The sequence below is a fragment of the Paenarthrobacter sp. TE4293 genome, assembly GCF_050435325.1.
In the GTDB taxonomy this organism is placed as follows: Bacteria; Actinomycetota; Actinomycetes; order Actinomycetales; family Micrococcaceae; genus Arthrobacter; species Arthrobacter nitroguajacolicus_C.
In genome coordinates this window covers 62,712-83,493 of record NZ_JBNJRY010000012.1, presented here as the reverse complement: position 1 = coordinate 83,493, position 20,782 = coordinate 62,712, and the positions used below count along the sequence as shown (strand labels likewise).

At 62.6% G+C, this 20,782-nt stretch carries 21 protein-coding genes; 8 read left to right on the top strand and 13 right to left on the bottom strand.

The features are described 5' to 3' along the window. Positions 1-38: 38 nt before the first annotated feature. The 4 genes from QF015_RS20470 to QF015_RS20455 all read right to left on the bottom strand — a co-directional run bounded on the left by QF015_RS20470 (position 39) and on the right by QF015_RS20455 (position 4,832). Entirely contained in the window at positions 39-1,079 is a 1,041-nt protein-coding gene (locus QF015_RS20470; RefSeq protein WP_429390580.1) for a hypothetical protein, read from the bottom strand. 5 nt (positions 1,080-1,084) lie between these two features. Continuing rightward, positions 1,085-1,594 (bottom strand): RNA polymerase sigma factor, encoded by a 510-nt coding sequence (locus tag QF015_RS20465; protein ID WP_310203785.1) that lies wholly within the window; start codon positions 1,592-1,594, stop codon positions 1,085-1,087. Between the two features lie 130 nt (positions 1,595-1,724). Then, positions 1,725-4,154, bottom strand: a complete 2,430-nt coding sequence (locus QF015_RS20460) for an Ig-like domain-containing protein (protein WP_429390579.1) — start codon at positions 4,152-4,154, stop codon at positions 1,725-1,727. 54 nt (positions 4,155-4,208) lie between these two features. Then, the gene (locus QF015_RS20455) at positions 4,209-4,832 is read right to left on the bottom strand and encodes a hypothetical protein (RefSeq protein WP_310203792.1); all 624 of its coding nucleotides are present in this window, start codon (positions 4,830-4,832) and stop codon (positions 4,209-4,211) included. Positions 4,833-5,072: 240 nt separating this feature from the next. Here QF015_RS20455 and QF015_RS20450 point away from each other — a divergent pair, with 240 nt between their 5' ends. Continuing rightward, a complete protein-coding gene (locus tag QF015_RS20450; RefSeq protein ID WP_429390578.1) occupies positions 5,073-6,050 on the top strand; it encodes a serine hydrolase domain-containing protein in 978 nt (325 codons plus the stop codon). On the opposite strand, the gene QF015_RS20445 is transcribed toward QF015_RS20450, so the two are convergent. The 8 genes from QF015_RS20445 to QF015_RS20410 form a co-directional block, all read right to left on the bottom strand. After that, a complete protein-coding gene (locus tag QF015_RS20445; protein WP_429390577.1) occupies positions 6,047-7,093 on the bottom strand; it encodes a HoxN/HupN/NixA family nickel/cobalt transporter in 1,047 nt (348 codons plus the stop codon). The two genes, QF015_RS20450 and QF015_RS20445, sit on opposite strands and share 4 nt — an antisense overlap. Continuing rightward, on the bottom strand, positions 7,093-7,926 hold the full coding sequence (locus tag QF015_RS20440) for an urease accessory protein UreD (protein ID WP_397336742.1): 834 nt from the start codon (positions 7,924-7,926) through the stop codon (positions 7,093-7,095). Before QF015_RS20440 ends, QF015_RS20445 begins: the two co-directional genes overlap by 1 nt. Before the next feature lie 149 nt (positions 7,927-8,075). Further along, complete coding sequence (gene ureG, locus QF015_RS20435; RefSeq protein WP_429390576.1) at positions 8,076-8,693, bottom strand: urease accessory protein UreG; 618 nt, start codon at positions 8,691-8,693, stop codon at positions 8,076-8,078. Positions 8,694-8,714: 21 nt separating this feature from the next. Beyond that, on the bottom strand, positions 8,715-9,383 hold the full coding sequence (locus QF015_RS20430; RefSeq protein WP_429390575.1) for an urease accessory protein UreF: 669 nt from the start codon (positions 9,381-9,383) through the stop codon (positions 8,715-8,717). Between the two features lie 204 nt (positions 9,384-9,587). Next, positions 9,588-10,061, bottom strand: coding sequence for an urease accessory protein UreE (gene ureE, locus QF015_RS20425; protein ID WP_429390574.1), 474 nt, complete (start codon positions 10,059-10,061; stop codon positions 9,588-9,590). Between the two features lie 8 nt (positions 10,062-10,069). Next, positions 10,070-11,800, bottom strand: coding sequence for an urease subunit alpha (ureC, locus tag QF015_RS20420; RefSeq protein ID WP_429390573.1), 1,731 nt, complete (start codon positions 11,798-11,800; stop codon positions 10,070-10,072). Next, positions 11,797-12,165 (bottom strand): urease subunit beta, encoded by a 369-nt coding sequence (locus QF015_RS20415; protein WP_429390572.1) that lies wholly within the window; start codon positions 12,163-12,165, stop codon positions 11,797-11,799. Before QF015_RS20415 ends, ureC begins: the two co-directional genes overlap by 4 nt. Before the next feature lie 8 nt (positions 12,166-12,173). Continuing rightward, complete coding sequence (locus QF015_RS20410; RefSeq protein ID WP_089593256.1) at positions 12,174-12,476, bottom strand: urease subunit gamma; 303 nt, start codon at positions 12,474-12,476, stop codon at positions 12,174-12,176. Between the two features lie 199 nt (positions 12,477-12,675). Here QF015_RS20410 and QF015_RS20405 point away from each other — a divergent pair, with 199 nt between their 5' ends. After that, positions 12,676-13,197, top strand: coding sequence for a flavin reductase family protein (locus QF015_RS20405; RefSeq protein ID WP_429390571.1), 522 nt, complete (start codon positions 12,676-12,678; stop codon positions 13,195-13,197). Between the two features lie 49 nt (positions 13,198-13,246). Here the strand turns inward: QF015_RS20405 and QF015_RS20400 are convergent, their stop codons facing one another. Next, positions 13,247-14,320 carry a LacI family DNA-binding transcriptional regulator gene (locus tag QF015_RS20400; RefSeq protein WP_310203827.1) on the bottom strand — a complete coding sequence of 358 codons (1,074 nt, stop codon included), beginning with the start codon at positions 14,318-14,320 and terminating at the stop codon, positions 13,247-13,249. A gap of 215 nt (positions 14,321-14,535) precedes the next feature. Between QF015_RS20400 and QF015_RS20395 the strand changes: the two genes are divergently transcribed. The 6 genes from QF015_RS20395 to QF015_RS20370 are packed head-to-tail and all read left to right on the top strand — an operon-like array spanning position 14,536 to position 20,749. Further along, on the top strand, positions 14,536-15,018 hold the full coding sequence (locus tag QF015_RS20395) for a hypothetical protein (RefSeq protein ID WP_429390570.1): 483 nt from the start codon (positions 14,536-14,538) through the stop codon (positions 15,016-15,018). 40 nt (positions 15,019-15,058) lie between these two features. Beyond that, entirely contained in the window at positions 15,059-16,219 is a 1,161-nt protein-coding gene (locus tag QF015_RS20390; protein ID WP_310203833.1) for a substrate-binding domain-containing protein, read from the top strand. A gap of 58 nt (positions 16,220-16,277) precedes the next feature. Next, the gene (locus QF015_RS20385) at positions 16,278-17,786 is read left to right on the top strand and encodes a sugar ABC transporter ATP-binding protein (RefSeq protein WP_429390569.1); all 1,509 of its coding nucleotides are present in this window, start codon (positions 16,278-16,280) and stop codon (positions 17,784-17,786) included. Between the two features lie 3 nt (positions 17,787-17,789). Then, on the top strand, positions 17,790-18,776 hold the full coding sequence (locus QF015_RS20380) for an ABC transporter permease (protein ID WP_310203840.1): 987 nt from the start codon (positions 17,790-17,792) through the stop codon (positions 18,774-18,776). A 3-nt stretch (positions 18,777-18,779) separates the two neighbouring features. Further along, complete coding sequence (locus tag QF015_RS20375) at positions 18,780-19,937, top strand: Gfo/Idh/MocA family protein (RefSeq protein ID WP_429390568.1); 1,158 nt, start codon at positions 18,780-18,782, stop codon at positions 19,935-19,937. After that, complete coding sequence (locus QF015_RS20370) at positions 19,934-20,749, top strand: sugar phosphate isomerase/epimerase family protein (protein ID WP_310203847.1); 816 nt, start codon at positions 19,934-19,936, stop codon at positions 20,747-20,749. Before QF015_RS20375 ends, QF015_RS20370 begins: the two co-directional genes overlap by 4 nt. The last annotated feature ends 33 nt before the right edge of the window (positions 20,750-20,782 follow it).

The window sequence follows — 20,782 nt, the reverse complement described above, 5'->3', positions numbered from 1 at the left end:
TGAGTACTCATTGGAGCATGTACTGTCCCCTGGTTGGGCTACTTGTAGCTCAGGCTGAGGAGCATGGACTTCAGCTGGGCGTACTGTGTGGTGCCCATATAGGCTTTGGCTGCCTCGGGGGTCGCGAAGGTGGGCTGCTTGTCGAAGTCGAACAGCACGTAGGCGTTCATGAATCCGTTGGGCATCCTGATCAGGTTGGTTCCCGAGTCCGTCTCCCCGGACTGAAGCTCCGAGGCCAGGCGAACGTCCATGAAATAGTACGCATCACCCAGGACTTTGGCACTGCCCTCCGGTGCTCCATACGGAACATACCTGGACTGGTTGGCCGCGAAACCAAACTCCACAGGATTGCCGGAGATATCCCTAAGCCCAGGGACGGCAGCCCGGTCATAGACAGTACGGGTTACCTCGCCCGCGGTGCCGTCTCCGTAGAACCCGCTGCTCACCATGGCAACCTTGGTGCCTGCACTGTCCAGGATGGTGGCCCCTTGGGATGCAGCCTTCGTTTCCTCGGAAAGATACGGCCCCTGCTCTGTGTATGCGCTCCAACCAACCGGAAGCGTGAAGGAGAGGTGTCCGTCGGGGAAGGTGAATGTCTGGGTTTGCGCCGTGTGCGGCAGCGTTGTTGTCGAAACGGGTGTAGGCGCCACCACGGGAACCGTTGGAGCCGGCGGGGAAGTGGGCGCGGCAGCCGTTGCCGTAGCCGTGGGCGTCGCTGACGATGTACCCGAGGGCGTAGGGGTGGGCGTCTGCGTGGCGGAAGCGCTGGGCGTGGGCGTCGCTTCTGTCGTGGTGACCGTGACGGCAGGCGCCGGCGCGGTGTTCACGGAACCAAAGTTGGCGGCTACCAGCACTCCCGCCGTGACGGCCGCAGCTGCGAGCAACAGTCCGCCCGCAATTCGGCCGGCCTTACGGTGCCTGCGCTGGTCCAGGGAGGTCACCGCCGGCAAGGGACGGCTGTCGCTGAACACCGTGGAACCGGAAAGGATCCTGTGCAGCGCTTCTTCGCCGTTGGGTTCGGCTATTGGATCGACAGTGATCGGGTCGATCGCTGAAATCTGGTTCTTGATCGGATCCATTGTCTTCAGACCCCCATCTTGTGTGTGGTGGTTTCGGCCCCTGCAGGCATCTGTTTCCGGAACGCCGTTCGGGCCCGGTGGAGGCGGACCTTGGCCGCCGATTCACTGCACTGCAGCACGCCCGCGATGTCAGCCGTGCTCAGCCCGTCCCAGTAGGCCAGCTGCAGAATGTCGCGGTCCTGCTCACGCAACCGCATCATGGCATCCTGTACCGCGACGTTTTCGGACTCACCGCCGAACCGCTCCACCGCCGTCGTCCGCAGCTTTTCCTGCAGCGCCAACTGCCGGTCGCGGCTCCGGTAGGCATTTCCCACCAGGTTCCGCGCCACCGTCAAAAGGTAGGGAAGCTCCGGATGGGAATCGTCGGTCCATTTTTGCCAGACGATGCGGAACACGTCGGCTGCGATCTCCTCGGCTGCCTCGCTGGATTCAACGCGTCGGCAGACGAATCTGAAAACGGCTGGGTAGCTGTCTTTGTGAATGGCGATAAACGCCAATTCGCGCTCTGAAAGCACGATTGTTCCCCCTGATATAGAGCCCTGAACTGCAGGATACTTGTATAGTTTCCGGCCGGACCGCCACGGTTACAGGGTCGGCGAAATTTCTTCGGAATGGTGCGGCCTTTGTCAGATGTCACTGTCCGTCTCAGAAGTCGCGGTCCACGGTTCCCGGTTCCGTCAGGGGTGCCAGCGAGCAAGCCGCCCCTGTCAGGGTGGTAACGGCCGACGTCGGGGTCCAGACCATGCTTACCGCTGCGCCTGCCGTCCTCACGCCGGAGCCGCCGCTGGCAGCACTGCCCAGCGTCACCGTCACCACGGTGCGGGGAACGCCTCCCACGGTCTCTGTTGCCGCTGTCATGGTGGCGTTGAAAACAACTGTCTTGCGACTCTTCGCGTAGTTCTGCTTGAGGTTGACCGACCCGAGGTTGACGCTGCTGCCCGCACGCTGGACGTCCAGGAGGTCCTGGGAGTTGCCCAACCCCACCAGGTTCCCGTCCCGCAAACGTACCGTCACCGGCAGTGCCGCCCCTGCCCAACCGGGCGTGACCGTGGCCGGGTTGACCTGCTGGCTGTAGACGAAACTCATGGAGTCACCGCTTTCGAGCCTGCTTTGGGTGCTGCCCCCGTTGCTCGTTCGGATGTCGGCGGCACGCAGCGGGCTGTTGTCCACCCTCCTGGAGGCGACCGTCGCGGAGAACGTTTCCTTGCCGTTGCGATCCGTGAGGACTGCCCTCAGGTCGTAGGCCGCATTTGCGTATCCCGCGGTGTTCCAGCTGCAGGCATAGGGAGCTGCAGCCGTGGTGCACAGCGTGGTCCACGATGTTGTCCCTGTTGGTGCCACCTGAATCCTGACGGAGGCAATCCCTGCCGTTGAATTGGCGGCGGCGGTCAGGGACACGGTGCCTGTCAGGTAGGCTCCCGGGTCCTCCAGGGAAATCGATGCGATCGTGTTGTCCACCGTCCGGCTGGTTGAGGCCGTGGTGGTGCTGTTGCCCGCGGCATCCACACTGATTGCGCGGAAGTAGTAACCACCATCGGAGACAGCGGTGGTGTCGAAGCGGCAGGAGTAGGGGCTCTCGGTCACAGTGCATGCTGTGGACCACGTGCTGGTGCCGGTCCTGGCGTATTGCAGGCTCACTTGGGAGACGCCCGAGTGGGCGTCCGTGGACGTCGCTGCCAGGGTACGGGTTCCGCTGAGGGGCGTGCCCGGATCCGTGAGCGCCACGGTGGGCGCGAGGTTGTCGACCGTGATGTCCGTGACGGTCGCTGAATACGTCGTGGTCAATCCAGCCACGGCCACCGCGCGGAGGTCGTATGTTTCATTGGCGAAAAGGGCTGTATTCCAGGTGCAGTTGTACGGGCTGACCAAGTTCAAGCACAGGGTGTTCCACTTGTTCGCACCGGCCACGGAGTATTCCACCCGGACGGTGTAGATCGTGGTGCCCGCACCCAACAAGCTGGTGGACAGCTGCACATTCCCCCGCACTGCTTCGGCCGGGGTCGCGAGGACCACAGTGAAACTGTTGGCGACAGTTGTGGCGCGGACCGCGGACACGGCGGTGAGTCCGGCGTTGTCTGTTGCCCGCGCGCGGAGGGTGTAGCCGCCGTCGGGCACTGTCTTGGTGTTCCACTGGCAGGTGGCTGTTGCCGTAGCCGTGCTGCAGAGGTTGGTCCACGTCGAAGTACCGTCGCGAAGGTACTCGACGTCGATGCTTCGGATCCCCGACTCGGCATCCTGCGCCGTGGCGGAGATAGCGACGGTGTCCCTGATCGAGACGCCGGGGTCCGCGAGGGTGGCTGTCGGCGGGTTCCAATCAGGCGCCGCAGCGAACGTGTTGGCGGTGTTGGACGTGATTGAGGTGAAGGCGGCAGCGGACGTCCCAGCCGTCGCACCAAGGATGACCAGCACTGCCATGAGGGCCGCGAGAATGATGGCGGTAACGGCCCTAACGTGGGGGTGCGCCCACAGTGCGGGCATATCGGCGGTTGCGGAAAGCAGTCGTCGGGAGCCCGCCTGCGGTTTGTGTGCCTTTACCCCAACCGCACCCGCAGGTTGGGCGCCGCCCAGGTAGATGGCGCACGCTATGGCCAGAAGCGTGCCAATGGACCAAAGGGCCAGTTGCGGGAACGTACCGTGCGCAATCCACAGCCCGGGCAAACCAACCATGGGCACCAGGAGGCGGGCCTGGCCCCTGATCTGCTCACGCTTCATCGGGGTGCTGTCGGCGTCCTCATTCGCGTCGCCGGCGGTGATGTAGGTGCCGTCGTCGTTGGCACCGATGATGCGGTGCAGCCTGGTCCTTTCTTTTCCGTCGGGCTCAGCTCCTGCGGGACTGAGGAACTCCACCACCCCGCCAACGGGAACGGGTTGGTCGTCGGGAAGGGCTGAGGAAAGGACGACATCGCCGGGACTGATGTGGGGTTCCATGGACCCGCTTTGCACTACGCTCCCGCCCCACCCCAGAAGTGCCGGGAAGAGCGCTATGACCGCCAAGGTCAGGGAGATGCCCAGATACACGCGGGCCATGAGGGCCACAACGAACGGCACCCATCCCTCAGCTGAGAACAGGGCCATCCTGGCACTGTCCTTGGTTTCCAGGCTCACGATGCTGCGAAAGGTCCCTTCAGGCTACGGAGTAGGTGCGGTGTCAGACTGCAGTTCCCACACCAGGTCAATGCTGACCCGGGCGCCCTGCAATGCGTTCACCTGCTCCTGGGTGAGCCCGGTGGTATCGAAGCGCCACGTGCCCCGGTAGCTTTGCGTCTCTCCCGGCGTGCCGGCCGTGTCCCAGGGCGATCCACCCGTTGCATAGTCCCGGCTGGTAGTGGCCAAGGTAGAGAGCGGATACTCCGGCACGGTGTTGGCCGTGGGTGTAAAGCCGTTGCAGTTATTGAACGAGCCGCCGGTTCCCTGCTCCAAATCGAAGAAGATGCGGTCCTCCAGTCCGCGGTCAGTAATCAGATTCTGCGTATAGGCGCGGACTTCGCCGGGGACGTTGGAGTTGGATGTCACCACAATGCACTTTTGACCGGTCTGGCCGGGAACAATGTTTTCCACCGTGAAGGCGGCTGCCCCAAGGTCGTCGTCCGTCAAAGTAACGCTGCCCGTGCTCCAGGAACTGCCGGAGTTGCGGGTGGTAGCGGTGAAAGCAGCCTGCGAGCCTTGCCAGACCATGGCTCCTGCTACGAGGACCGCGATAGGACCTGCAGCGAAAACTGCGATGGCCCTGGTGCGGGAGGAGGGGGTTTTCATAGCTGAATTCCTTTGCTTGAGACCATTGAAATGACCGCACGCAGGGAAGCATCGAAACCAGGCACCCCTTCACTGCGCAACGACGTGTTCAGGCTACGTGAATTACGGACCGCTATCTACAAGTTAGTCATGCAATTGATGATATTTGTCATATGACTTGTCATTAACCGCCACGCCCCCCGCTTCGGGGGTCCGCGATAGATTCGACCCAAGGACTTCGAGCGAGAGTGTGGAGCAACCATGGTGGAAACAGGACCCTCGGCAGATTGGGCCCGCAAGCAGGTAGACCTGGGGCGCGTTCCGGTGGCCGTGCTGGGAATCGCGTCAAGCCAGGGCATCGAGGACGTGGTGGCCTTCGGGACCGACGACGGCCGGCAAGCAACCGTCGAGGACCACTTCGCCCTCTTTTCCGTCACCAAACCCATCACCGCCTTGACCGTGATGCGGCAGGTCGAGCGTGGAACGTTGTCACTGGGCGAGTCCCTTGGCGCGGCCGTGCCCGGCTTCGGCGCGGGCCGCACCGATACCGTGACGCTGGAGCAATTGCTCAGCCACCGCTCCGGGATTGCGGACCCAGCGCTCGACGCCGGCACTCCCCTCCGCGAGGCCCTTACCTCAGCGGGACAGGCTTTCTACGCGGGATCGTTGGTCCAGTACTGCAACATCGCCTTCGAAGGTGCCGCCGCCATGGCCGAGTGGGCCGACGGCCGGACGTTCGAAGACCAGCTGCTTTCCCTGGCTGGGGACACCGGCGCCGGCTCACTCACCTTCGATGCAGCATGCAACCCGCATACGGTCCACGGCACCGGGACGGCGGGCCTCGATGTGCAGGCCATGTACAGGAACCGGCATCCCGGTGCAGGGCTTTTCGGGACGGCTGCGGACCTGCTCAACCTGGGATCGGAGCTGCTGCGGGATTCGGGTAAGGCAGTCCGTCCGGCAACCCTGGCAGCGATGCGCCGGCCCCGCACCACGGAGGTTTCGCATATCACCACCCGCCCTGCTCCACTGCGCCACACCGGGCTCGGCTTCCAGCTGCCAGCCAACGAATCCGAACTGCTGGCCAAGGGGATTTACGGCCACCCCGGCTGGTCCGGGACGGAGTGGTGGATGTTCCCGGAACAGGACCGCTGCGTCGTGTTCCTGACGAACGTGTTGGATGCCCCGGACGTTGGCGTGGACACGAACCAACTGTTCAACGCGGTAGCAGCGTCCTAGGTCCTGCTGTCGGCGGTCCGGTGACGCACCGCAGACACAGCCCACGCCAGCACAAACAGGCCCACCAGGATCAGGCCCGCGTCACCGAGGTCGATGCTGCCGAGCCATGTCGTCAGGGGGTCCTGCAGCTCAAAGGCAGCGTTCACGAATCCACCCAACGTGATGACGGCGATGAACAGCGCCGAGACAGCTGAAATACCCGTGATGACGGCGTTGAAACCAAGCTTGCGCTGCGGGTTGTGGATGGCTGATGTGTACATTTTCATCATGGCCACGCCATTGACCGAATCGCACAGGGTCATGGCGGCCGTGAACGCGAGCGGCAGGGCCATCAAGGCGAGCGGCGAAACGCCGGCGAGTGACGCCGTCGTGGTGATGACCAGCAGCCCGATGGTGGTGGCGGTGTCGAATCCGAGCCCGAACAGGAAGCCGATGACGTAAATGTTCCGCGGACGCTGCACCTTGGACAGCGGTTTGGCCAGTAAACGGGCAACAAGCCCGGTCGCTTCCAGGTCCTCCTGCCGCGCTTCGCCGCCTGCCTGCACCTTCCGGTACACCTGCGTGGCACGAACGAACGCTGCACCATTGAACAAGCCCATCACCATCAGGAACAGTCCGGAAACGCCACTGCCGATCAACCCCAGCACCTTGTTGCCCGTGGTGCCGTCCTCCATGAACTGCCCGATCAGCGTGGCACCAGCCACCACCAGCAACCCCGCCAGGATTACCACGGAACTGTGGCCCAGGCTGAAGGCAAACCCGACACTGACGGGGTCCTTCTGCTGGGCAACGAACTTGCGGGTCGAATTGTCGATCGCGGCGATATGGTCCCAGTCGTAACTGTGCTTGATGCCGGCGACATACGCAGTGACCACCAAGCCCAGCGCCAGCGGCTGCGCGGCACCCGCTGCGCCAACCAACAAGAGCACGACGGCGGCAATGTGCAATGCGGCGACGGCACCGAACGTGAACAGCAGGCGGGTCCGCAGGGACAACATCTCCCGCTCCCGATACATGGTGGCGAACTCGGTCAGCGCAGTCATTAATACTTCCTCAGGTTCAAGGGTCCCTGCCCGTACCAACGTTCACGGAGAACGCCGGCGCAAACACCCAGCAATGCAGTGAGTTCCTCAGTGCTGTTCGACAACGATCGCAACACAAGCCCGGCAGTCCCGGCAATAGCCGCCGTCAAGGAAACACCCGTGTACGCGTCAAAATCCCGGGTTATCCCGTGCAGTTCATCGGCGAGCGCCTGATCCACCCGGCGGTCAACCACCAGCAACGACCCCAGATGGCTGAAACCTTCCATGAACCCCATCCCGGTCACGTCCCCCAACGGTGGCCTGATCAGCAGGTTGTCGAGTGCCAGCAGTTTCCCGCCTTCGCCGGCGTGGACATGGATCTCATTCCGCAGCCGCACTTCCTCGTACTTGAAGGATGCCCCGTCCGGCGACCACCCCGGCGTGATGACCTCAGCCATGACAAGGCTCGACGTCGGGTGGAGGCTCATGCGCGTATTCTGCCGGTAGCTCGCCTCCCGATACGCAATAAGCTGGTCCGGCATCAGTTCCAATCGTGAGCCCTCCCCCAACCGGACCTGCATGCGTTGCTCAGCGAACGACCCCGGCGTGCGGTAAACCTTGGTAGCCGACTGCGTCGTCAACAGCAGCCCGGCCCCGGCCTCAACCTCCACCTCAATAAGAAACAGATCGGCCCCCAGGTACGCCCCGCCAGGATTGACCATGACATAACAAACCTGGCCGCTCTCATCCAAGTAATGGGGCCGGAGCACCCGCAAAGCGCCCTCATGAAACTGCCGCAAAGCAACAGACCTACCCCCGCGCACACCAACGCCAAGCTCCAACCGCCCCCGCACCGGCCGCTCCCCGACAGCCAACGCAGAGCTGGGCTCTGGTCCCACTCCTTGGCCTTGGTCAGCGGAGGCTGGGATAAGGGGCCGCGGCGTGGTGGGCACCGCGAAGCGGGCACGGCTCCTTATCCCAGCCGAAGCGGTGGCGGCCGTCCTCATGACGCCAAGTCGAGCATCAGGACGTCCCGCCGGATCCAGTTAAGGACGGCGTCCAACCCTTCGTCGGTCTTCAGGTTCGTAAAGCAGAACGGCTTGTTTCCGCGGAATTCCTTGGAATCCCTCTCCATGATGGCGAGGTCCGCTCCGACATGGGGTGCCAGGTCGGTCTTGTTGATGATGAAGAGGTCCGATTTGATCATCCCTTGGCCGGCTTTGCGGGGGATTTTTTCGCCTTGTGCGACGTCGATGATGTAGATGGAGAAGTCGACGAGCTCGGGGCTGAAGGTGGCGGAGAGGTTGTCACCGCCGGATTCGACGAAGATGACCTTGAGGTCGGGGTGCCGGGCTTTGAGTTCTTCGATGGCGGCGGTATTCATGGAGGTGTCTTCGCGGATGGCGGTGTGGGGGCAGCCACCGGTTTCGACGCCGATGATGCGGTCTTCGGGGAGGATGCCGTTGGCGGCGAGGATTTTGGCGTCTTCGATGGTGTAGATGTCGTTGGTGATGGCGGCCATGGAGATGTCGCCGCTCATGTGGCGGGTAATGCGTTCCACGAGCTGCGTTTTGCCTGCTCCGACGGGTCCGCCGACGCCGATTTTGATGGGTTCTGACATGTCTTCTGTCCTTTGCACTAGCTAGCTCATGAACATGCGGGCGCGTTGCCGTTCGTGCCGCATTTGTGAAATTTCAAGTCCGGGGCTGACGGCCCCAAAGTCGTCCCAGCACAGTTGTGCTATATCCTCGACGGCGGCAGCAACGGCGTCGTGCGCGTGGCGGAGCACCCGCTGCCCGGCGTTCTGCCCGAGCGGTATGGCACGTACGGCGTTCTGGGTCAGCGAAGTAACGGTGGCGAACAAGTAGGCCGAAAGCGCCGCCTCGAAGGGAACCCCCAGCGACCGCGCAATGACACCAAAAGCCAAGGGCTGATGCCCTGAGGCCAACCCGTCACGCACAAGCCCCCGATACGCCTCCAACTCCCCCGAGGGAAACACCTCCCCACCGATCTCCAACAGCCGTCCCCCCATTTTCAAAGACGCCTCCCGCACTTCCCGTGCCAACAACTGCCCGGAAAGAACAGAATCCAACAACCCAACGTCCACCCCCTCATACAAAAACCGCAAAGCCAACCCATCGGAATACGTCAGTTGCTGGCCGATAAAGGCGCGAAGCCAATTTCCAAACGACCCCTCATCACCAACCAACCCACGCTCGATGTAGCTCTCAAACCCCAAAGAATGAGCAAATGCCCCCGTAGGCAACGCAGAGTCGGTCAACTGTTGAAGAGCAAGCTGATATGAGGTCATGAGTCGCTCCGAAAGGTGAGGCGAAGAGCCGGAGCCGCGCCGGATTTTTGGGCCGCGGTGTGGCGGGCCACGCGGGGGACCCACTGCCGCGAGGGCCCCGACCTGAGCTTGCGAAGGTTGGGAGCGGCTGGGGACGGGCACGGCCCAAAATCCGGAGCGGCGCCCCAGCCACGGTCACCCACGGACGGCAGCATGACCGCTGTATTAGTGCGAATGCTCAGCATGGCGGAACGGCACCGGCATGACCCGCTCTTGCCGGTCGTAGGGGACGCCAACGCTCTTCAAATAGTCTTCGACCGTGTGGTCATACTGGCAAACCATGACGTCGGCCCCATATTCGGAGGAAGCGTCGAAGAACTGTGCCTGCAGATGCCGGTTGCCGAGGGAATGCGCTACGACCCCCATTTCGTGGATGCTCCGCGGCCCAATGACGAGGACGTCGGTGGGCAGCACGGAGATGACGATGACGTTGGCATCGTCGACGGCGAGGATGTCGCCGTCGCGGAGGTCGCCGGTTCCAGTGGGGAGGCGGATGCCGAGTTCCTTGCCGTGGTCTGTGGTGACGCGTTGGATGCGTTTGACGAGCAGGGCGCTGGGGAGCACGACTTTTTCTTGGTGGTGGCCTGCGTAGGCATTGGGGTGTTCGTGCAGGTTGCCCAGGATTTCTTCGATGATCATGCCGGCTCCTAGAAGAGGAAGTAGCGCTGCGCCATGGGCAGCACGTCGGAGGGCTGGGAGGTGACTTCGTCGCCGTCGACCGTCACTTTGTAGGTTTCGGGGTCGACGGCGATGTCGGGGGTTTCGCCGTTGTATTTGAGGTCCGCTTTGGTGAGGTTGCGGATACCGGAGACGGGTTTGATGATGCGTTGGAGGCCGAGTTCGGCGGGCACTCCGGCGTCGATGGCGGCTTTGGACAGGAACGTGATGGACGTCTGCTGGAGGGCTTGGCCGTACGTGGCAAACATGGGCCGCATGGTGCGGGGCTGGGGCGTGGGGATGGAGGCGTTGGCGTCGCCCATGAGCGCATAGGCGATCTGGCCGCCTTTGATGACGAGCTCGGGTTTCACGCCGAAGAACGCGGGATCCCAGAGGACCAGGTCCGCGAATTTGCCCTCTTCCACGGAGCCGATGACGTCTGCCATGCCTTGGGCGATGGCCGCGTTGATGGTGTATTTGGCCACGTAGCGCTTGAGTCGGAAGTTATCCGATCCGTCGGATCCGTGGGCAGCACCGGTCGGGTCTTTCAGCACACCACGCTGGCGTTTCATGGCGTCCGCTACCTGCCACGTCCGGGTCACTACTTCGCCCACACGGCCCATGGCCTGGGAGTCGGAGGAGGTGATCGCGAAGATCCCCAGGTCGTGGAGGACGTCCTCGGCGGCGATGGTTTCGGCGCGGATGCGGGAGTCTGCGAAGGCCACGTCTTCCGGGATGTCGGGGTTGAGGTGGTGGCAGACCATGAGCATGTCCAGGTGCTCTTCGATGGTGTTTTTGGTGTAGGGCAGCGTGGGGTTGGTGGACGCCGGAAGCACATTGGGCAGGCCGGCGATCTTGATGATGTCCGGGGCGTGCCCACCGCCGGCGCCTTCGGTGTGGAAGGTATGGATGACGCGGCCGTCGATCGCCCGGATAGTGTCTTCAACGAAGCCGCACTCGTTGAGGGTGTCGGTGTGAATGGCCACTTGAACGTCGTATTCATCGGCAACGCGCAAGGACATGTCGATGGACGATGTGGTTGAGCCCCAGTCCTCGTGCACTTTCAGTCCCACCGCACCTGCGCGGATCTGCTCCGCGAGGGGCTCGACGGCGGACGCGTGGCCCTTTCCGAACAGGCCGATGTTAACGGGCAGCCCCTCGGCGGCCTGCAGCATTCGCGAGATGTGCCAGGCGCCGGGCGTGATGGTGGTGGCTTTGGTTCCTTCGGCGGGTCCTGTGCCGCCGCCCACCATGGTAGTGACTCCGCTGCACAGTGCCGTGGGGACCTGCTCCGGGGAGATGAAGTGGATGTGGGTGTCGATGCCGCCGGCGGTGAGGATCTTCCGTTCGCCGGCGATAATTTCAGTGCTGGCGCCGATCACGATGTCCACGCCGTCGGCAATCTGCGGGTTGCCGGCTTTGCCGATTTTGAAGATGTGCCCGTCTTTGAGGGCAACGTCCGCCTTGTAGATACCGGTGTAGTCCAGCACGATGACGTTGGTGATCACGGTGTCAGGGATGTCTTCCGAGCGCGTCAACCGACCGTTCTGGCCCATGCCGTCGCGGATCACTTTTCCGCCGCCGAACACTACTTCTTCGCCGTAAACCGTGTAGTCCTTCTCGATCTCCAGGAACAGTTCGGTGTCGGCCAGGCGGATGGCGTCGCCGGTCGTTGGACCGTACAGCTCGGCGTATTGGCGGCGCGGAATGTCGAAGCTCACTTGGCGTCTCCTTCTGCAGCGGCATCCTGGTGGGCCGCCCCGTCGAGGCGGGACCCGCCGTCGAGCGTTCCATTGACAGCGTTGCTGAGGCCGAAGACCTCCCTCGCACCCGCGAGCTCAATCAACTGGACCGTCTTCCTGTCCCCCGGCTCAAACCGCGCGGCGGTGCCGGCGGGGATATCCAGGCGGCGGCCGTAAGCGGCATCACGGTCGAATTCCAGGGCGTGGTTCGCCTCGGCAAAATGGTAGTGCGAGCCGATCTGCACGGGCCGGTCACCGCGGTTCACCACGTCGACGGCGATCGCCTCGCGACCGCTGTTGCAGGCGATGGAACCGGGTTGAAGCCTAAATTCACCGGGGATCATGGGGGCTCCTAACGGATGGGGTGGTGGACGGTGACGAGCTTGGTGCCGTCAGGGAAGGTGGCTTCAATCTGGACGTCGTGGATCATTTCCGGCACGCCCTCCATCACGTCTTCGCGGCGGAGCAAGGTGGTTCCGTAGCTCATGAGATCAGCAACAGTCCTGCCGTCACGGGCACCTTCGATGAGTTCGTAGCTGATGATTGCCACGGCCTCGGGGTAGTTCAGTTTCAGTCCCCGCGCCTGGCGGCGGCGCGCCAGGTCGGCGGCCACCACGATCATGAGTTTCTCCTGCTCGCGGGGCAAAAGATGCATCGAATCTCCTTGTACGTGGGCACGACGGTGACAGTTGTGACCAGCGTAGGGAGCGGAAGTTTCGGCTACGTTTCCAAATCGTCTCAACGGGGGGTCGAATTGCGCCGAATTGACCTCAACTTAAGTTGAGGTCCTAGCATCAAACACGTGTGCGCCTGCGAAGCGGCGCCGTCCCGCCCTGCCCCACGAAGGTGACTGAATGACCCAGCACAAGCCTCTGCCATCCGAGCCAATCGGCGAGCTCTTCAGGACGGCGTTCCGCTCGCATCCGGCGGGCGTCGCCATCATCACGGCGGCGGGGCTGGAGGGACCGGTGGGACTCACTGCATCGTCGGTGGCATCGGTAGCGGTGGATCCGCCGACGCTTGCCTTCTCCGTCACCGGCGGCCGATCAGCTTCCCACATTGCTGCCGCGCAGACGGTAATGGTGCACCTCGCCGGAGCCGACCAGGTCGAACTCGTCCGGACGTTCGCCAACCCCGCCGCCCCACGCTTCACCGGTGACATGGACTGGGAACTGCTGCCTACAGGCGAGCCCCTGCTCAGGGACGCCGGATGGGCGCTGCGCTGTGAAATCGTCCATCGGGCACCACTGGGCGGCTCTGTCCTGCTGGCGGCAACGGTGGTGGATATCCGGTCCAATCTCTCCGGCTCCGCTCCGCTGGTTTACCACGACCGGGAGTTCCACACCGTGTTCGAGAGGGTTCCGGCGTTGGGCTGACTCCGGGCTGCCACCGCTGCTGGTGGCCGAGCCATCATGCGTCGCGTGGTTACGGCTTCTTGAGGCGGTTGGCGCGGGCGGCACTGTTGCGCACAACAAGCGTCGGCGCGGTCGGAGCACGGTCCACTTCGCGCCCCTCCATCGCTCCGATAAGCACTTCCATGCTCATGAGCGCCAGCGCGGTGAAGTCCTGGCGCACCGTTGTCAGGGGCGGAAGGAAATAGTCTGAGCCTTCGATGTCATCGAAGCCGACAATGCTCACGTCGTCTGGAACGCGGACCCCGTTTTCGGCGAAGGCACGTATAAGTCCGAGGGCCGTGTGGTCGCTTGCCGCGAAGATCGCTTGGGGGATCTTCTTCTCGCGGATCAGCTTAAGGCCGGTTTCGAAGGCCCAACGGGGGCTCCAGTCGCCCTCGAGGCAGAGCCCCGGTGAAAGCCCCGCGTCCCGAAGCGCAGCTTCCCAGCCACGCTTTCGCACCCGCCCATCGAACCAGTCCATGGAGCCGGCGATGTGGGCGATATCTGTGTGGCCCAACTCAATGAGATGTTGTGTGGCAAGGCGTGCTCCCAACTCCTGGTTCTCCGAGTAGGTAAAGACGTCCGGGGTTGAGGATGCTCCAGCGGCGATCATCTCCACCGGCACGCGGCAGGAGGCCTTCCAGACGGCTGCCGCCATGTCGACCACGGGCGCGATGACAATGATGCCGCCGACTCCAACGTCATCGAGGGTGTCCAGCGCGGGCTGGACAGACTCGGCGTAGGGTTGGTCGACGCTGATGACGGTGGTGGCGTACCCCTTCTTCCGGGCCACGCTCTCCAGGGCCATGAGTGTCCCGACAGGACCGAACCGCGGGGAGCCGTCGGAAAGAATCCCTATCGAGGTCGACCTGCTGGTGACCAAGGCTGTCGCCGCCCTGTTCCGTCGGTAGCCGATGTCCTTGATGACCTGCAAAACCCGCTGACGGGTTGCGTCGCTGACATCGGGTGCATCGTTGAGAACCCGTGAGACAGTTCCGAAAGACACGCCGGCCATTTGGGCCACGTCGTTGATGGTCGGCTTCCGGCGCAAGGAGGCGCTCGAAGACCGATCTTTCGCTCCGCGCGGGATTACAGCGCCTGCCATGCTCTCTCCTGTCTCGCGCCGCACATGCCAACACCTGTGTCGTTACGGTACGCATCCCAATCCTATGTCGAGGCGGTCCGACGCAGTGCCGCTCCTTGGGCCTTTTGTGAGGCTTGACACGCAACTCCGTAAACGTTTACGATTTTGGCCGTAAACGTTTACGGTACATCCGTTAGCGTTTACGGGCCCGAGCATTCAATGAGGAAGGAGCGGAAATGCCTGACACCGTCGCAGATGCATTTGCGCTCGATCCCCGTTTCGCCTTGGGAACGATCCATCGGGAGCAATGGGCAAATCTGGCATTGCTCCTCACGGACGAAGCAGTCGATGATCTCGCCGTGGCTGTCCGAACCTTCGTCACCGCCGGCTCCTCTGGAGTCGTTGGCATCTTCGCAGACAATCTCCTGTGGGCCGCCCTGGTCATCACCTCTGACGAATCGGGCGGAGCAGCGTCGGTGTCCACTATGGACTACCCGGCTGCCGAAGCTGACGGAGACATGACCAAAGCAGCAGTCGAGGCAGTGAACTGGGTTCGAACCCACCACGGGCCGTGTTCCTTGGGCTTCTTCGTCCGCAAGGAGCATCTTCACGCGCTTCTGCTGGCTTCAGACAAGGCCCGCGCCATCCGTTCGGCCTCGGCCGTCGGCGGCCTCGTCCTGTCGCCGATTCCTCCGGCGCTGGCCATTGCCCTCGCCTAGCCCTTCCCCACCACCCATCACCTCAAAGCACTGGAGAACAATGATGATCCGCAGGCTTCCCCTCATGGCCGTGGCAGCAGTCCTGTCACTCTCCGCAGTTTCCTGCAGCAGTTCGACGCCGGCCACGTCCAACGTTCCTGACGCCGGTGTCTCCGAAAAGGCTCAACAGGCCCTGGACAAGGTAACCGGACAGGTCCTGAGCAAGGGCCCTAATGGCGAATCGCCTTCCCCGGCGTCAGCTTCAGACCTGACGCCCGAAGAGATCGAGAAGATCAGGGGGCTGAACGCCACAGCAGCTGTCGTGATGCACTACGGCGGCAATGACTGGGCCACAGCCCAGGTCAACGGTCTCAAAAATGAATTCGAGAAACTGGGCATCAAGGTCATCGCCACAACGGATGCGAACTTCAAACCGGACAAGCAGGTCTCGGACCTCGAAACAGTCATGACACAGGACCCGGACATCATCGTGTCCATCCCCACAGATCCTGTGGCTACGGCCTCCGCCTACAAGAAGGCAGCGGCTGCCGGGACCAAGCTCGTCTTCATGGACAACGTTCCCCAAGGATTGACCGCCGGACAGGACTACGTTTCCGTCGTCTCTGCCGACAACTACGGCAACGGTGTCGTGTCCGCCCACCAGATGGCCAAGGCGCTGGGTGGCAAGGGAAAGATCGGTCTTGTCTTCCACCAAGCCGACTTCTTTGTGACCAAGCAACGCCATGAAGGATTCAAGGACACCATCACCAAGGAATACCCGGACATTCAGATAGTGGAAGAAAAGGGCATCGCCGGCCCCGACTTCGCTGGAGACGCCCAGGCTGCCGCCAATGCCATGATCAGCAAGTATCCCGATCTCTCCGGCATCTGGGCAGTCTGGGACGTCCCGGCGGAAGGTGTCATGGCTGCAGCCCGCGCGGCCGGCCGGCTGGATTTGAAAATTGCCACAGAGGACCTCGGCAAAAACGTTGCCATTGCCTTGGCTAAGGATGAACTGGTCGTCGGCCTCGGCGCCCAGGTCCCCTTCGATCAGGGCGTCACAGAAGCACGGCTGGCCGCGGGCGCCCTCATCGGCAAGGAAGCGCCGGCCTACGTGGCCCTGAGTGCTCTCCCGGTTGACCACTCCAACGTCCTGGAAGCCTGGAAGCAGGTCTACCACGAGGACGCCCCCAAGGACATCCAAGAGTCCTACAAGCGGTAGCCAGACCCCGACGGTACGGGGTGGGTCACTCCCCCCGTACCGCACCGAAAGGGCAACAATGAACACCCCAGACAATGTCATCGAGATGCGCTCGATTTCGAAGGGCTTCAATGGCGTTTCCGTTCTGAAGGATGTCAGCTTCGACGTTCGCCGCGGTGAGGTCCATGCGCTGGCAGGCGGTAACGGCGCCGGAAAGTCCACGCTCATGAAGATCCTTCAAGGCGTCTACCAAGCAGACGCCGGCGAGATCCTCGTCGGGGGCAAAACTGCCTCCATCCATTCGATCCAGGACGCAAAGGACGCAGGGATCGGCATGGTCTTCCAGGAATTCAGCCTCGTACCGAGCCTGACCGTTGCGCAGAACATCTTCCTCGCGGCTGAACCACTCGGCGCGGGCGGACTCATCGACGACCGCGCCGCTGCACGGCGGGCCAAAGAGGTCTTTTCCGAGATGGAGGTCGACGTCGACCCCCGCGCCGAAGTCTCACGGCTCGGTACCGCTTACTGGCAGCTGACCGAAATCGCCAAAGCCCTCGCGCAGAATGCCACAGTGCTGATTATGGACGAACCGACAGCCAGTTTGGCCCGGCACGAGTCCGAAGCACTTTTTGAACTGATCGACCGCCTTAAACAACGAGGCATTTCAATCATCTACATCTCCCATCGTATGGACGAGGTCTACAGGCTCGCAGACCGCATCACCATCCTTCGCGACGGAAGCCACCTCCTCACCGAGCCGCTCACCAACATCACCCGCGAGCAGATCGTGGAGGGCATCGTGGGAAAGAAGATTGAAGGCCAACTCACCTACCAGGCCCGGAGCCATACAGCCCACGATGAAGCCCCCTTGCTGGAAGTCCGGGGGTTGAATGCCGGCCACCGGGTCCGCGACGTCTCCTTCGCACTCCAGCCCGGCGAAATCCTCGGCCTGGCAGGCCTCATGGGCAGCGGACGCACTGAGCTCGCACGTGCCCTCTTCGGCATTGACAGAGTAGACAGCGGTGACGTCCTCCTTCGTGGCAGAAAGGTGAGTCTGGCAACTCCACAGCAGGCCATCAACGCTGGCATCGCCCTTATCCCGGAGGACCGCAGGGCCCAAGGCCTGGTCCTGGAGCACTCGGTGCAGGACAACCTGCTGCTGCCGCTTCTTGGACAAATTCAGCGCGGCCCCCTCCTGGACAGCGCCAAAGGCAAGAAATTGGCCTCGTCGTTGATCGGGAGATTCGCGGTAAAGGCAGCCCATCCCCGCAGGCCGGTTCGGCTGCTCTCGGGCGGAAACCAGCAGAAGGTGGTCATCGCCAAGTGGCTGGGCACCGATCCGGACATCCTGATTTTGGACGAGCCAACGGCCGGCGTTGACATCGGCACCAAAAGCGAAATTTTGGGCATGATCCGTGAATTGGCCAGTGCCGGCAAAGCCGTCATTGTCATCTCCTCCGAGTACCCCGAACTACTCGCGGTCAGTGACCGCGTGCTCGTCCTCAAGGACGGCTCCATCATCCGTGACATCCCCCGCGGCGAGATCGCTGACGAGGAATATCTACAACTTGCAGTCCAGGGAGTCTGAACAGTGAGCAAGGCAAACATCATCGCCCCTCGGGAGGCCGCGGCACCCCGCAATTTCGGCACCATTCTCAAAGAACTCGACTGGCGACGCTACGTCATTTACATCGGTTTCGTCGTCGTCTTCCTCTTCTTTGCCGTACTACTTCGCGACCAGGGCTTCCTGTCGCCGAACAACCTGCTGAACATCTTCCGTCAAACAGCCACCATCACCGTCATCGCAGTAGGTATGACATACGTGATCGCTTGTGCGGAAATCGACCTCAGCGTCGGATCCGTTGCCGGCCTCTCCAGTGTGTGCACCGCCATGGCACTCTCCCAATGGGGCCTGGTCCCCGGCATCCTTGCCGGCCTCGCTGTCGGGCTCGTGGTCGGGTCAGTCAACGGCGCCTTGGTCAGCCTCCTCGGAATCCCCTCCTTTTTGGTGACCCTGGGCATGCTGGGCATAGCAGTTGGTGTGGCCCAATGGATTACGGCCTCGGCGCCCCAGCCGATTCTTGACGACACCTTCAACGTGGTGTTTGGTTCGGGGAATATCGGTCCCATACCTGGTTTGGTCGTCTGGAGCGCCATCTTTGTTGCCATCGGCGCCGTTGTGCTGAACCGCACCCGTTTCGGCCGCCAGGTCCTTGCCACAGGCGGCAACCGCAACGCGGCAGACTTCACCGGCATCAACACCAAGCGCATCAAATTCCAGGTGCTCCTGATTTCCGGCATGGTGGCCAGCGTCGCCGGCATGCTGTACGCAGGCCGCCTTCAGTCAGGCCGATTCCAATGGGGAGCGGGCGACGAACTCTCCGCCATCGCCGCCGTCATCCTGGGTGGAACCAGCCTCTTTGGCGGATTCGGCTCAATCGTCGGGACTCTTTTCGGGGCACTCCTGATCGGGCTGATCAACAACGGACTCATCCTGGCTGGGCTCGACAGCAGCCAGCAGCAGGTGGTTCGCGGCGCAATTATCATCCTCGCCGTCGCACTCGCCAGGAAGAAGTGAGACGTGACGACACCTGGATTGCGTGCCGGAATCATCGGCACAGGGTTCATGGGCTCCGTCCACGCACACGCCGTCCGGGCAACAGGAGGTGAAGTCACTGCGGTCGCCGGAAGCAGTCGGGCATCCGCGGAGGCGGCCGCCGCCAACCTTGGCGCCCGAAACGCTGCCGAGTCGCCGGAGGCACTGATATGGCGGGACGACGTGGATGTCGTTCACATTTGCACCCCGAACGCCACCCACGCAGACCTGGCTCGGAAGGCCATCGCCGCCGGAAAAGCGGTTGTCTGCGAGAAGCCACTCGCTACCAGCGTCGAGGACGCCCGCGAATTGACGGATCTGGTCGATGGCACTGGTGTGGTCGCAGCCGTACCCTTCGTTTACAGGTTTTATCCGGCCGTCCGGGAAGCGCGTGACCGCATCGCCCGCGGTGAGGCCGGACGTCTCTGGATGTTGCACGGCTCTTACTTGCAGGACTGGCTGGCTGACGCAGAAGCCACGAACTGGCGCGTCGATACGGCGCGCGGAGGAGCATCGCGGGCGTTCGGCGACATTGGCGTGCACTGGTGTGACCTGCTGGAATTCACCACCGGACACAGGCTGACCAGGCTTGCGGCCAAGACCAGCCGGGCGTACGACCAACGCGAAACTGACGGGCAATTGGCCTCCGTTGCCACCGAGGACGGGGCAGCGCTCCTCTTCGAAACCGACCAAGGAGCCACCGGATCGCTGATAGTCAGCCAAGTCAGCCCAGGCCGAAAAAACCGCCTGTGGTTCTCCTTTGACGGAACCGAAGCATCTTTCAGCTTCAACCAAGAGCAGCCGGACACCCTGCGTGTAGGCCGCGCAGATTCCACTTCTGACATCTCTGTCGGGCAACATACCCTCACTACTCCCGGAGGCAGACGATACGCCAAGCTTCCCCCCGGCCACCCACAGGGATACCAGGACAGCTTCAATGCCTTCGTCGCAGACGTATACGCCACGGTCGACGGACATGAGCGGGAGGGCCTTCCCACCTTCCGGGATGGACTTCGCGCCGCCCTCCTGACAGAGGCAGTCATCACCTCTTCTGCGCAGCAGTCTTGGGTTGATGTGCCCAGCGTTGACGATTTCCACGCACTACTAGAACCGCCATCCTTAGTCGAAAGGCACAAACAATGAAGCTAGGTTACTGTTCCATCACCTGGGGCGGCGTCGTCGGCCATCCCCAAGGAGTGACGAGCGTCAAGGACCTCTTCTACCTGACCCCCGGATCCATGCACGACGCCGTCCGGGACATAGCCTCCGTCGGCTACGAAGGTGTTGAAATGTTCGACGGAAATCTTGCGGCGTACGCGGAGAGGCCCCAGGAACTCACAGAACTCCTGAGGACCTCCGGAGTCTCCCTGACAAGCGTCTACACCGGGGCCAATTTTATCTACGCTGACATCCTTCCGGACGAAATGCATCGTATCCACAGGGCCGCGGAATTGGCCGCGAAATTCGGAGCAGAGCGGTTGGTAGTTGGTGGTGGGGCCCGTCGAGCGGCCGGCACCACCGACGAAGACTACCGCCGCCTCGGTCATGCGTTGGACAGCGTAACGGACATTGCTGAAAGCTTCGGGCTGTCAGCGAGCTACCACCCGCATCTGAGCACCATCGTGGAAAGCCCCGACGAGCTTGACAAGCTCATGCCGCTCACACGGATAGGCTTCTGCCCTGACACGGCCCACCTTGCTGCCGGCGGAGCCGACCCAGCCGCGGTCATCCGTAAGTACCCGGACAGGATCCGGCACGTCCACCTCAAGGACTTTCAGCAGGACCCGTTCAACTTCCTTCCCCTCGGCCAGGGCGAACTCGACTTCCCGGACATCATCGCCGCGATCCGGGAAAGCGGATACGACAGTTGGCTCATGGTCGAGCTTGACGGCTACGACGGCGATCCGCGGGCAGCTGCCGAAATCAGCAAGAAGTATCTCGAAAGAATCCTCTAACCCTCTACAGCGCAAGGGACAGCCGGCCTCGGC

What these genes read in the sequence shown, in the direction of transcription:
- QF015_RS20450 (WP_429390578.1), top strand. Translation starts at nt 5,073, where the DNA reads ATGGTGGAAACAGGACCCTCGGCAGATTGGGCCCGCAAGCAGGTAGAC.
- QF015_RS20430 (WP_429390575.1), bottom strand. Translation starts at nt 9,383, where the DNA reads ATGACCTCATATCAGCTTGCTCTTCAACAGTTGACCGACTCTGCGTTG.
- ureG (WP_429390576.1), bottom strand. Translation starts at nt 8,693, where the DNA reads ATGTCAGAACCCATCAAAATCGGCGTCGGCGGACCCGTCGGAGCAGGC.
- QF015_RS20455 (WP_310203792.1), bottom strand. Translation starts at nt 4,832, where the DNA reads ATGAAAACCCCCTCCTCCCGCACCAGGGCCATCGCAGTTTTCGCTGCA.
- QF015_RS20460 (WP_429390579.1), bottom strand. Translation starts at nt 4,154, where the DNA reads ATGGCCCTGTTCTCAGCTGAGGGATGGGTGCCGTTCGTTGTGGCCCTC.
- ureE (WP_429390574.1), bottom strand. Translation starts at nt 10,061, where the DNA reads ATGATCATCGAAGAAATCCTGGGCAACCTGCACGAACACCCCAATGCC.
- QF015_RS20390 (WP_310203833.1), top strand. Translation starts at nt 15,059, where the DNA reads ATGATGATCCGCAGGCTTCCCCTCATGGCCGTGGCAGCAGTCCTGTCA.
- QF015_RS20405 (WP_429390571.1), top strand. Translation starts at nt 12,676, where the DNA reads ATGACCCAGCACAAGCCTCTGCCATCCGAGCCAATCGGCGAGCTCTTC.
- QF015_RS20385 (WP_429390569.1), top strand. Translation starts at nt 16,278, where the DNA reads ATGAACACCCCAGACAATGTCATCGAGATGCGCTCGATTTCGAAGGGC.
- QF015_RS20410 (WP_089593256.1), bottom strand. Translation starts at nt 12,476, where the DNA reads ATGCATCTTTTGCCCCGCGAGCAGGAGAAACTCATGATCGTGGTGGCC.
- QF015_RS20400 (WP_310203827.1), bottom strand. Translation starts at nt 14,320, where the DNA reads ATGGCAGGCGCTGTAATCCCGCGCGGAGCGAAAGATCGGTCTTCGAGC.
- QF015_RS20395 (WP_429390570.1), top strand. Translation starts at nt 14,536, where the DNA reads ATGCCTGACACCGTCGCAGATGCATTTGCGCTCGATCCCCGTTTCGCC.
- QF015_RS20415 (WP_429390572.1), bottom strand. Translation starts at nt 12,165, where the DNA reads ATGATCCCCGGTGAATTTAGGCTTCAACCCGGTTCCATCGCCTGCAAC.
- QF015_RS20370 (WP_310203847.1), top strand. Translation starts at nt 19,934, where the DNA reads ATGAAGCTAGGTTACTGTTCCATCACCTGGGGCGGCGTCGTCGGCCAT.
- QF015_RS20445 (WP_429390577.1), bottom strand. Translation starts at nt 7,093, where the DNA reads ATGACTGCGCTGACCGAGTTCGCCACCATGTATCGGGAGCGGGAGATG.
- QF015_RS20470 (WP_429390580.1), bottom strand. Translation starts at nt 1,079, where the DNA reads ATGGATCCGATCAAGAACCAGATTTCAGCGATCGACCCGATCACTGTC.